Origin of the sequence: Mucilaginibacter daejeonensis, from assembly GCF_020783335.1 — a bacterium.
Classification (GTDB): domain Bacteria; phylum Bacteroidota; class Bacteroidia; order Sphingobacteriales; family Sphingobacteriaceae; genus Mucilaginibacter; species Mucilaginibacter daejeonensis.
In genome coordinates, this window is record NZ_CP086068.1 from 2282008 (window position 1) to 2293866 (window position 11859).

Below are 11859 nucleotides of genomic sequence, written 5' to 3' on the forward strand. Positions count from 1 at the left end.
TAGACGGTACGCTATACAACGCGTCAGTTTTCAAGACGAAAATGGTCAGCATCTTTCAAAAAAGGCATATAGCGGCGGGTCTTTTCTAATTCTTCAGGACTGATACTGAAGGTGTAGATATCCTCTTCATTAGGTTTGTAATAAATGACCTTACCGTTTGGGTCAATACACATAGAGTCGCCAGAGTGGTGTACCTCATTACCATCATAACCAAAACGATTCACAGCGATCACGAACGATTGATTCTCGATAGCACGAGCCGGGATCAGCGTTCGCCAGTGCAGCGAGCGCTTTTCCGGCCAATTGGCCACCAATAGTAGAATATCATAAGGGTCATTGATATCGTTACGTAGCCACACCGGAAAACGAAGGTCATAACAGATGCCCAATAAGATCTTCCAACCGTTCAATTCCACCACAAGCTTTTCGGTGCCCGCGGTGTAGGTCTTATCCTCATTTCCCATCGCGAATAGGTGTCGCTTATCGTAATATTGAGAAGTTCCGTCAGGACGCATCCAGATCATGCGGTTATAGAACTTGTCGTTCTCCTTGATAATGAGGCTTCCTGTTACCACGCACTCATGCTTGCGGGCTATCGTTTGCATCCATTGCATGGTCTTACCGTTCATGGGTTCAGCAAGCTTCTCAGCATCCATACTAAAGCCAGTATTGAACATCTCAGGCAACACGATAAGGTCGGTATTCGGTATAGATGACAGGCGTAAACCTATGTTTTGCAGGTTCTTATCAATGTTCTCCCAAAACAGGTAGCCTTGATAAGTAGTGATCTTTAAATTTTCCATAGGCATCGGCATATGAACGAGTTAAACGAAACAGGAAGTGCAAGTAACCAAAAAATTATAATTTCATCAACCTCTCGATCGCTTTCTCAAGCGTTTCCTGCTTTTTGGCAAAACAGAAACGTAGGATATGATGGTCGGTCGCTTTATTGTAAAAGGCGGAGACCGGTATAGAAGCCACGCCATGCTCGCGGGTTATCTGGATAGCCAGGTCAGTGTCCTTCATATCACTGAATTTCCGATAAGAGACCGACTGAAAATAAGAACCGCTGCATGGAAGCAGCTCGAACTTGGTATTAGCCAGACCAGATCTGAAAAGATCTCGCTTTTGTTGGAAAAATTTCGATAAAGTCAGATAATGTTCCTCATTTTTTAGATAATTAGCGATGCCCACCTGCACAGGGGTATTCACACTAAAAACGAGGTACTGATGTATCTTCCGGAACTCCTGCATCAACGCAGCCGGAGCCAGACAGTAGCCCACCTTCCAACCGGTGGTATGAAATAACTTACCAAAGGAGGCCGCGATAAAGCTGCGCTGCTGCAACTCCGGATATCGGGCCATGCTGTGGTGCACCTCGCCATCATATATCAGGTGTTCATAGACCTCATCGCTCAGGATCAGTATATCACGGTTCCTTACAATGGTGCTTAGCTCTTCTATATCCTCCTGATGTAAGATGGTAGCCGTAGGATTGTGGGGCGAGTTCAGAATGATCATCCGTGTTCGGTTGGTGATCAGCCGTTTCACCATTTCCCAATTGATGCGGTAGGTGGGTGGTTCCAGTTCCAATGACTTAACAGTACCGCCCATTAGCTTGATAGCCGGTGCATAACAGTCATAAGCGGGTTCAAAAACGATCACCTCATCATTTGGATGTATAGCCGCACAAATGGCCGTGAAGATGGCTTGAGTACCGCCGGCCGTGATAGTGATCTCGGTGTCAGGGTCGTAGGTAGCGCCATATAGATCTTGCACTTTTTGAGCCAGTTGTTCTCTTAGCGGCATCCAGCCCGCCATGGGGGCGTATTGGTTTTGACCGGCTTTCATGGCCTGGTTCACCAATTCTACTAATTCGGGGTCGCAATCATAATCGGGGAAGCCTTGCGACAGATTTATAGCACCGACCTCGTTGGCCAATGCCGACATCGTTGTGAAGATCGTTGTTCCTGTTTGAGGCAGTTTAGAGGCAGACATCATTAAGGGCTAAAATAGTTAATTAGAAGTAAAAAGCGGTTTTTTTCTAACAACATTCAAATACCGTGTGTCACAAATGTTTACTTTAGTAGGATGAAGCGTTATCAATATCTACCTTTCATTTTGCTCCTATTCGCCGTTATCAGTTGTCATCAAAAACCTAAGAACGGCGCGCCGGTGGTAGGCTTTGTTGATGCCTTTGAGGATGCGACCATTGCCCAGGCCAAGACCGGTTTTGAGGATGCGTTGGCCAAAAATGGGTATAGCCAACAAAAGGGAAATATCGAGATCGAATATCAGAACGCACAAGGGAGCATTCCTACACTGACGCAGATCGTCAATAAGTTCGTTTCCGAGCCGGTCGATCTTCTGGCTACCAGCACTACGCTGGCCTCGGTGACGGCTTCCCAAAAGACCAAGACCATTCCCATTTTCATGATGGTATCGCCCACGCCAGAGCGTGCCCACTTGGTCGATGCGAACGGTAAGGCTCCGGCCAATTTGTTCGGTACCGTGGAAGACCTGAACTATATAGATACCTCATTTTTGCTGATCCCCAAGCTGCTTCCTAAAAAGAACGAGCAGTTGGTAGTGGGTATGATCTACAACCAATCGGAGCCACAATCGGCTGATGCCATGCAGCGCATCAAGGAACTTGCTGGTAAGCTGAACATATCTTTGATCGCGTTACCGCTCAATTCATCAGCTGATGCGCAATTGGTCACTCGCTCGCTATTGGGCAAGAACATCGATGCGTTCTTTGCCAATCCTGATAATACCGTATTCTCCGCCTTCGAGACCATTTTGAAGGCTTGCGAAGAGAGACACGTTCCCATCTTCACTAGCGAGGCTGGTCTGGTACAGCGCGGGGCGGTGGCAGCCTTCGGTGCCGACATTTATCAGTGGGGTTACCAATCGGGCCTCCAGGCAGCTCAGTATCTAAGAACGCACAAAGTGTTTGGACTCAAGCCAGAGATGGTCAAGGTGCGCAAGCGTGTTTATAACGCGGCAGTTGCCAAAAAGTACAACATCAACGTTCCTGCAGGTTTCGAGGCCGTCAAATAAGATATGGATCTGTATCTCGCAGCGTTATTACAGGGTTTGTGCTTTTCAGGGATGGCGGTAGGCATTTACCTTTCCATGAAGATATTTAACATCCCCGATATAACTACCGATGGCAGCTATGCCTTGGGAGGGGTGATCACCGGTGTTTTGCTGATCCATGCGTTCCCATTGTATGTCACCGCCCTGATCGTGTTAATCGCCGGGGCCATAGCTGGGGCGTTTACGGCGTTCATCCATACCAAGATCAGGATCAACGCATTGTTGGCGGGTATCCTGGTGATGACGGCGCTTTATTCGGTCAACCTCACCATTGCCGGCCGGTCTAACCTTCCGCTGATCGGTACTTCTTCTGTTTTCGACTTGATACGTTTGACCAATGAGCCGACCATCAACTCATTGATCGTCATTGTCATCATTAGTGCGGTGGTCATTATCACGGTCGGCCGATCATTAAAGACCGACTTTGGCCTGGCCATGCGTGCTACTGGTAACAGCGAGACCATGATCCGTGCCCTGGGTGTGAATACCGACCGGATGAAGATCATTGGTTTGGCTATTGCCAATGCACTAACGGCTTTGAGTGGCTTCCTGATCACGCAGCAGCAGGGGTTTGCTGATGTGAATATGGGTATCGGTATCGTGATCATCGGCTTAGGTTCGGTGATCATTGGCGAAACGCTTATCAACTGGTTACGGGTCACCTCCATTATGCTTAGCCTGGTGCTGATATTGGCAGGCGCTATCATTTTCCAGATCGTATTGGCCGTTACGCTCGACCTCGGTGTAAACCCTAACCTGCTCAAAGCTGTTACCGCTATATTAGTATTATTGATCGTGGGCATACCACGCTTAGCATTTGACCGCCATGATCAGGTTTGAACAAGTAAGTAAGACCTTTAATAAAGGTAAGGCCAACGAGGTGCAGGCCGTTAAGCCGCTTGATCTCACAGTGGACAATGGCGACCATTTGGTGATCGTGGGGTCGAATGGGTCAGGCAAAAGCACACTGCTTAACCTTACGGCTGGCAGCTTACTGCCTACAAGTGGTCGTATACACTTTGATGATACCGAGGTGACACGCATGCCTGACCATGAACGCAGCCGTTGGATCGCGCGCGTATTTCAAAACCCATTGAGCGGTACCGCACCCGACCTGAGTATATTAGATAATTTTAGGTTAGCTGCTTTGCGTACAAAAAGCAAAGGCTTACGCATAGGCACCAGCGATGCGTTCAAAAAGCAAGTACAGGACAAGGTCTCCATACTGAATATGGGATTGCAAGATAAATTGGGCCAGGCAATGGGGACACTGTCAGGTGGGCAACGCCAGGCATTGACCTTATTAATGAGCGTGATGGATGAGTGCAAGATCCTACTGCTTGATGAACCTACCGCCGCACTCGACCCGCGATCGGCCGCCTTGGTCATGTCAACCGCCGATAAACTAATTAAAGAGCTTAAACTGACCGCAATATTGATCACTCATAACCTAAAAGATGCACATCAATATGGCAACAGGCTCATTCAGATGGATGATGGAGACATTATTCGCGACTTATCTACTGAAAGTAAATTAAATTTAACGCAAGTGGACCTATTTGCCTGGTTCAGTTAATTAACTGCTGGTATTGGCAAAGTAGTTGTATAGGTGGTGATACCTATGAACAACAATAACAAATTTGCTCCTATAAAAGATGCTTACCAACTAGTGCAAGGCGCTAAGATCAAAGGCATTAAACACGAAGAAGTTTTTGAGTTAGGCCATTACGATGCCGATAAAAGAGGCTATACTATATATCCGTATGAGGACGGGATCAAGTTCGACGATTTCAGTGTGATAGTGAACGAGCGTGAGCTAAAGACCTATTACCTGATCGAAGAGATCAAAGTGACCGCCCCAATGCTGGAAAATCGCTCCATGGTATCAGGCATGGACAGGTTGGGCATGGCCAGCTAAGTCATAAAATGCCCGAACTGTTAAGTAAGTACTTCAGCTTAACACAAAGTTTATTACCCATTACCACACGCTTAACCTTGGGCTAATAGTTTTGATGCTTCAACAAAAACACATTTATGAAGCGTTACTTACTCTTATTAGCATTAGCCATAGGTTTGGCAAGTTGTAAAAAAGACAATGATCAGATCACTGAGCCGGAGTTCTTCGTTAATGAAGACCCGGCTACTTTTGCTGAGATAGGTTCGATCGACATTGGCGATGCCGGCGCGGCCGAGATATCAGCCTTTGACCCAACGACCAACCGCCTGTTCGTGGTGAACAACAGCTCGGTGAACAAGATCGACGTGCTGGACATGAGTGACCCTACTAAAATGAAGGTCATTCATTCTATCCCGATGGCTACCTACGGCGGTTCGGTCAACAGCGTATCTGTTTCTGAAGGCAAGGTGGCAGCCGCTATCGAGTCAACCAACAAACAAGCCAATGGTAAAGTAGCCGTGTTCAACACCAGCAATTACAATGAGCTAAAAGTGGTGACCGTAGGTGCACTGCCCGATATGGTGACCTTCTCGCCCGACGGCAAATTCATCATCACCGCTAACGAGGGCGAACCAAGCACCGATTACAGCAATGACCCTGTAGGCTCTGTATCGGTGATCTCAGTTGCCGATAACTACAGCGTTTCTACCCTTGATCTTTCAGGTTTTGCAGGTCAGCGCGCCGCTTTGGCTTCCAAAGGGTTCAGGATCTTCGGCCCATCTAATGACTTTGCGAAGGACATCGAACCCGAATATGTGGCCGTTTCTGAAGACTCGAAGACCGCATGGGTGACCTTACAGGAAAACAATGGCATTGCTAAGGTAGACCTGGTGAACAAAGCGATCACTGGCATATTCCCGTTAGGCTTTAAAGACTATAATACTGATGGCAACGAGATCGACCCAAGCGACAAGGACGATAAGGTAGGAACCTTTGCAAAATGGCCTGTAAAAGGCATTTATATGCCTGATGCGATCGCGGTTTTTACATCTGGTGGCGTGCCATACCTTTTTACTGCTAATGAAGGTGATGCTCGTGAGTATACTAACTTTGTGGAAGCTAAGCGCGTTAAGGATATCAAGCTTGATGCAACGGCATTCCCTAACGCGAAGGACCTTCAAAAAGATGCACAGTTAGGCCGCCTGAACATTACCACTACCTTAGGCGACACCGATGGTGATGGCGACCTTGACGTTATTTATTCATTTGGCGCCCGTTCATTCAGCGTTTGGAATGGCAACGACGGCACACAGGTATTCGACAGCAAGAACGAACTGGATGTTAAGGCAGTTGCTGCCAATGTTTATGACGACAACCGCAGCGATGATAAATCGATAGAGCCGGAAGGCCTGACCGTTGGCAAAGTAGGCAACAAAATGGTAGCTTTTGTAGGCATGGAGCGCATTGATGCCGTGGCCATGTATGATATTACCGTACCCACCAAGCCGGTATTTTTACAATTGGTAAAATGCGGTGATGCCCCTGAAGGTGTATTATTTGTACCTGCTGCCAAGAGCCCTACCAAAAAGAGCTTGTTGATCGTGAGCAGCGAAGATGACGGTATGGTGAAAGTATTCACCCCAAAAACGATCTGATACCGATCCCCTTTAAACAAAAAGGCGTCCTGCTATGCAGAACGCCTTTTTGTTGGAATGAGCCGAAAGACTATTTTTCTTTACGGGCTTTGGTCACTTCGGCCACGACTACTGCGCTGGCCTTATTGCCAAAGTCGTTACGTACATAGGTCAGCACATCGGCTATTTGTTTATCGTTCAAGTAATTGAAAGACGGCATCGTATTGTTGTACATCTCGCCTTCGATCTCCACACGTTCGCTAAAGCCGTTCAGCACGATCTTAGCCAGCTTATTCTTATCGCCCAGCACATAGCTGGTTTTGATCAGCGGTGGGTTCAAGTTCTGTACGCCACCACCATCGGCCATGTGGCAGCTCAGGCAATACTTTGTGTACACTGCTTTGCCAGCAACGGCCGAACCGGCGCCTGAAGTTGCAGGTGCAACCTTTTTCTTGACGCCGTTTTGAGCTTGAACGGTGCCGATGGAACCTGCTGCCATTAGCAGGAATAAATAAACAGGCTTCATTTTATTTTTTGTTGTAAATGATACGGTAAATAGTTCCTTTCAGGTCGTCGCTCACATATAACGAACCGTCAGGACCTTGTGCAAGTCCACAAGGCTTGTGGTCCACACGGCCGCTGGCGGTCTTTTCAGGTGAGCCGGCAAAGTTATCAGCAAATATCTCGTACTTGCCAAATGGCTTACCATCTTTGAACGGCTGGAACACCACAAAGAAACCTGCCTGTGGTTCAGGGGCACGATTCCAAGAGCCGTGGAAAGCGATGAACGCACCATTCTTGTAACGGGCCGGGAACTGGTCGCCAGTATAGAACAATAATCCATTAGGAGCCAGGTGACCAGGGAACGCTGCGGCAGGGTCAATGATACCCGATGGGCCTTCCTTTTTGCCGTCGCCACCATACTCAGGTGCAAGCATTTTTTTGTGCAGATCCTGGTTGTAGTAAATGTACGGCCAGCCGGCATTGTCACCTTTCTTTAAAGCATACATACATTCGGCAGGGTAAATGGATGATTCCTGAACGGTATAGTATTTTGGGAACAGGTCGTGCAGTTGGTCACGGCCATGCTGCATCACATACAGTTGGTCATTTTGCTGGTTCCAGTCAAGCCCAACTACGTTACGCAAACCGGTGGCATAACGCACGCCATCTTTGTAGGTCTGGTTAGGCTTATCGGCCTTAAATTGCCATATACCACCTGCGGAGTCAAGGATAGGGCAGCCTTTGCGACCCATCGAACCGGGGGTGCGGTCTTTCTCCTGGCAAGAGTTAGAGTAAGCGCCTACGTTGACATAAATGTTGCCGTTATTGTCGAGCACTACTGATTTAGATTCGTGCTGACGACGGTTGATCAATCCAGTGATTATCTTTTCGGGCGATGATGGGTCAACCACCTGGTGTTTTTGGTCCAGCTTGTAACGGAACACTTCCTCGTCTGATGATGCGTAAAGGTAACCGTTCTTAATATACATACCGGTACCACCGTAATTGCCAAAGCTTTTTACGTCCTCTAGCTTACCGTCGTTATTGGCATCGTGCAGCCATACGATACCGCCGCCATCTTTAGGGCGGTTCAACTTAGCGTAAACGTCGCCTTCAGGGGTAACGGCTATATGCCTGGCGCGACCAACATTTTCAGCTGCCCGCAAAGCGCCGAAACCCTGCGGCAACTTCAGCCCGGCGTTATCAGCATCGGGAGTTACGTTAACAGTATCGTTATGGCCCGAATTGAACCATAAAAGGCCGGCAACTGCCAGCACAGGCAAGAATGAAGAGAGTACGATCTTTCGTTCCATTGGTAAATTGGTTGTTCCCTCAAATGTAGATCATTAGCCGCTTAATTGCTCTTCCGTTGCCTAATAATGTTGTTACAACGTGCATGTTTTTGTTCTGTGATGAATGATCACATGGCCGAATAAACCTTGCGACCCTGCGCATGTCATATCAACAAATAACAACGATATGAAAAAGTTCATTTTACCCATTATAATAGCTGCAGGTACTTTTATTGGTACCACTGCAAAGGCACAGATCAGCATCAACTTCAGGATCGGTACTCCGGTAGTGACCCGCTGTTTGCCTCCGCCGCAGCCGGTCGCTGTATATGATGATTATTATTACCTGCCAGAGGTAGAGGCATACTATTCAGTGCCCGAACATTGCTACTACTACATGGACGGCGGACGCCGCTGGGTAAGCGCCGCTTACCTGCCGGGCCGTTATCATGATTATGACTGGCGTTCGGCACGTCGCTACCAGGTAAGGGCAGTGAGGCCATTTGAGCAACACTCGGTGTACCGCAACCGTTTTGGCGGTAATTGGGGTGGCAACTGGAACGATGACCGCACCTACGCATATCGGGACCGCTATAACGATCGCAGGGATAACAACAGAGGCTACGATCGCCGCCCATCGGACTCACCTTACGACAGCAACAATACATGGAGCCGAGACAACGGACGCTTTAACGATAACCGTGTATCCCCTTATGAAGGGCGCCGCGGTGGTTACGACAGGCAACAAGGCGGCAACTGGCAGGGTGGCCAACCACAACAGAACGGTGGCGGCAACCAATGGGGCGACCGTAACGGCGGTGGAAGATCGAACAGTAATTATCCTCAGGGCCGTGGCAATGACCAACGCAACAACAACGACCAGTACCGAAATGGTCCGCGTGATGGCCGCATGCAAATGGCTAATGTTCAGCGTGTGTCTTTCTGAGCATCATAACTCCATCATATATCAAAAAGGGCTGCCTTTGTCAGGGCAGCCCTTTTATTTTTCACCTTGCATGCTCAGTATGCGCTGGCTTCGTCAAGTTTAGCTACATCTTCCGCAGACAGCTTTATCTCGACCGACCTTGCCAACTCCTTTAGCTGCTCAACACTCGTCGCGCTGGCGATAGGAGCGGTCACGGTTGGCCTTGCCATTACCCAAGCCAATGAAATGGCTGCCGGAGATGCATTGTGCTCTTTCGACGAATCATCCAGAGCCATAAGGATGCGCTGGCCACGATCGTTCAGATATTTCTTAATACCCTGACCGCGTTTACTTTTGTTGAGGTCGTTTTCGCTTCGGTATTTCCCGCTTAAAAAGCCGCTGGCCAAAGAATAGTAAGTGATCACGCCAAGGCCGTATTTTTTGCATAACGCTTCCAGCTCCTCTTCATAGCCTTCACGGTCATAGAGATTGTATTCCGGCTGTAAGCTTACATAGGAGGGAAGACCTGATCGTTCACCGGTCTCTAATGATTCTTTCAAACGCTCTGGCGAAAAATTCGAAGCGCCGATGTAACGCACCTTTCCATCTTTGATCAGCTGATTATACGCCTCCAGCATTTCCTGCACGGCGGTATCCTTATCATCGTAATGCGATTGATACAGGTCGATATGGTCGGTCTGTAATCTACGCAATGAATCTTCAACACCTTTCAAGATGTATGCCTTTGACAGGTTCTTCTTGCTGTCATTAGCCGTCATCGAACTACCGACCTTGGTCGCAATGATGACATCGTTACGCTTGCCGGACTTTTTGAGCCAGTTGCCAATAATGGTCTCTGATTCGCCGCCCTGGTTGCCCGGTGCCCAGCGTGAGTAAACATCAGCAGTATCGATGCAGTTCAAGCCATGGTCAACAAAGGCATCGAGCAAGGTGAACGAGGTGCGCTCGTCAATGGTCCACCCGAACACGTTGCCACCAAATACCAGCGGCGCTATACTGAGGTCCGATCTACCTATCTTTCTGTTTTCCATCGTTATACCATTGGTGTGGTATTACCGGCCTGTTCGGCAAGTTCATCTACCCATCCAGCAAAATAAGGTTCGGTGCCGGCAACACGTTCCCATTTGCCTTGAGGGTTACGGCCGATCACTAAATGAATGGTCTCGTCAATGGCTTTAAATTCATATGCACTACTGTATCCCGCAAGGTCAAGGGCAGTGGCCACACCCTCCACAGGCGTGTCAGATCCGGTTAGTACGGCGTCAAATTGTTGTTCCATCTTCTTAAATATATATCGGTTGCACTAATGTTATAACTAATGAATGTGTTTGAACGCTAATTGTTTGTTACACCATAAAGTTGATATCAAAGAGGTTTAGGTTTAACGTGATATGTCACTGTTATACAATATAGTGGTACACTTTAAGTTATATTTTGAAACTATTAATTACAGGGCCTGTTATCCCAACATTATAAACTGATCGATGCTATTCGAAAAAAAACACTCTTATTTCCAGGTAGCGCAAGGCGTTTGGGGAATGCGTATATTATTTGTAAATGTTTACATGATCGCCAACCGCCGGGGATTTCCTAAAGGTTGGGTATTGGTAGACGCTGGCATACAGGGCTCATCTCAACGGATCATTGACATGGCCGAAAGCTTGTTCGGCGTAGGCGCTAAACCATCGGCAATCATACTGACCCACGCACACTCTGATCATACCGGCGCTTTGGAAGAGCTATTGAAGCACTGGGACGTTCCGGTATATGCACATGAACTTGAGGTCCCTTACCTCACCGGCATGTCATCATATCCACCGCCAGATCCTACAGTAGGCGAAGGACTGATGTCGTTGATGTCGCTATTGTTCCGCCGTGATCCACTTGATATCAGTAATAACATTCGCATCATTGATATCGAGAACGGTATACCTGAACTTCCAGAGTGGCGCGTGATCCATACACCTGGTCATTCACCGGGTCACATCTCGCTGTTCCTTCCACTAAATACAACGCTCATCGCAGGGGATGCGTTCGTTACCACTAAGGCCGAGTCGGCCGTACATTTATTAGGGAACATCAAAAAGATATCGTCCCCACCCCGGTACTTCACCACCGATTGGGTAGCTGCTGAAGCGTCCGTTAAAGTGCTATCTTACCTGGAGCCCCGTATAGCGGCTACCGGTCATGGACCGGTGATGCGAGGAAGGGAATTGCAATTGGAACTACGCCGCTTAGCGGAGAATTTTGAGCAGATGGCCATACCAAAAGGCGGTCGTTATGTAGAAGAGGCGGCACTGGCCGACGAAAGCGGTACTTATTATGTGCCACCGTTCCGCACTACCAATAAATTTAAAGCGGTGGTAGGACTAATGGGTGCGATGGCTGCTTTTGCCGTCACCAAGGCATTTGTTAAGTAACCATTGATCGTTCAATAAAAACAAGAAGGGCTGCCTCATAAAGAGGCAGCCCTTCTTGTTTAGC

General features: G+C 48.1%; 13 protein-coding genes. 7 read left to right on the plus strand and 6 right to left on the minus strand.

Translation table 11 applies throughout. The features are described 5' to 3' along the window. Positions 1–23 precede the first annotated feature (23 nt). Both LLH06_RS09565 and LLH06_RS09570 read right to left on the minus strand, forming a co-directional pair. Positions 24–803, minus strand: a complete 780-nt coding sequence (locus tag LLH06_RS09565; RefSeq protein ID WP_228173142.1) for an amidohydrolase — start codon at positions 801–803, stop codon at positions 24–26. A gap of 55 nt (positions 804–858) precedes the next feature. Next, a complete protein-coding gene (locus tag LLH06_RS09570) occupies positions 859–2001 on the minus strand; it encodes a methionine aminotransferase (RefSeq protein ID WP_394800323.1) in 1143 nt (380 codons plus the stop codon). A gap of 90 nt (positions 2002–2091) precedes the next feature. On the opposite strand from LLH06_RS09570, the gene LLH06_RS09575 reads away from it, so the two are divergent. The 5 genes from LLH06_RS09575 (at position 2092) to LLH06_RS09595 (ending at position 6654) form a co-directional block, all read left to right on the plus strand. Continuing rightward, complete coding sequence (locus LLH06_RS09575) at positions 2092–3063, plus strand: ABC transporter substrate-binding protein (protein ID WP_228173143.1); 972 nt, start codon at positions 2092–2094, stop codon at positions 3061–3063. Positions 3064–3066: 3 nt separating this feature from the next. Continuing rightward, positions 3067–3942 (plus strand): ABC transporter permease, encoded by an 876-nt coding sequence (locus LLH06_RS09580; protein ID WP_228173144.1) that lies wholly within the window; start codon positions 3067–3069, stop codon positions 3940–3942. Next, positions 3929–4678, plus strand: coding sequence for an ABC transporter ATP-binding protein (locus LLH06_RS09585; RefSeq protein WP_228173145.1), 750 nt, complete (start codon positions 3929–3931; stop codon positions 4676–4678). Before LLH06_RS09580 ends, LLH06_RS09585 begins: the two co-directional genes overlap by 14 nt. Before the next feature lie 45 nt (positions 4679–4723). Continuing rightward, complete coding sequence (locus tag LLH06_RS09590) at positions 4724–5020, plus strand: hypothetical protein (RefSeq protein ID WP_228173146.1); 297 nt, start codon at positions 4724–4726, stop codon at positions 5018–5020. A 116-nt stretch (positions 5021–5136) separates the two neighbouring features. Continuing rightward, complete coding sequence (locus LLH06_RS09595) at positions 5137–6654, plus strand: choice-of-anchor I family protein (protein ID WP_228173147.1); 1518 nt, start codon at positions 5137–5139, stop codon at positions 6652–6654. A gap of 70 nt (positions 6655–6724) precedes the next feature. Here the strand turns inward: LLH06_RS09595 and LLH06_RS09600 are convergent, their stop codons facing one another. Both LLH06_RS09600 and LLH06_RS09605 read right to left on the minus strand, forming a co-directional pair. Then, entirely contained in the window at positions 6725–7159 is a 435-nt protein-coding gene (locus LLH06_RS09600; protein ID WP_228173148.1) for a c-type cytochrome, read from the minus strand. Position 7160: 1 nt separating this feature from the next. After that, the gene (locus LLH06_RS09605; protein ID WP_228173149.1) at positions 7161–8450 is read right to left on the minus strand and encodes a PQQ-dependent sugar dehydrogenase; all 1290 of its coding nucleotides are present in this window, start codon (positions 8448–8450) and stop codon (positions 7161–7163) included. 166 nt (positions 8451–8616) lie between these two features. Here LLH06_RS09605 and LLH06_RS09610 point away from each other — a divergent pair, with 166 nt between their 5' ends. Then, on the plus strand, positions 8617–9375 hold the full coding sequence (locus LLH06_RS09610; protein WP_228173150.1) for a hypothetical protein: 759 nt from the start codon (positions 8617–8619) through the stop codon (positions 9373–9375). Positions 9376–9449: 74 nt separating this feature from the next. On the opposite strand, the gene LLH06_RS09615 is transcribed toward LLH06_RS09610, so the two are convergent. Beyond that, positions 9450–10406, minus strand: a complete 957-nt coding sequence (locus LLH06_RS09615) for an aldo/keto reductase (RefSeq protein WP_228173151.1) — start codon at positions 10404–10406, stop codon at positions 9450–9452. 2 nt (positions 10407–10408) lie between these two features. After that, positions 10409–10654: a hypothetical protein gene (locus LLH06_RS09620; protein ID WP_228173152.1), complete on the minus strand. Its 246-nt coding sequence runs from the start codon at positions 10652–10654 to the stop codon at positions 10409–10411. Positions 10655–10859: 205 nt separating this feature from the next. Here LLH06_RS09620 and LLH06_RS09625 point away from each other — a divergent pair, with 205 nt between their 5' ends. After that, a complete protein-coding gene (locus LLH06_RS09625) occupies positions 10860–11795 on the plus strand; it encodes an MBL fold metallo-hydrolase (protein WP_228173153.1) in 936 nt (311 codons plus the stop codon). Positions 11796–11859: the final 64 nt, after the last annotated feature.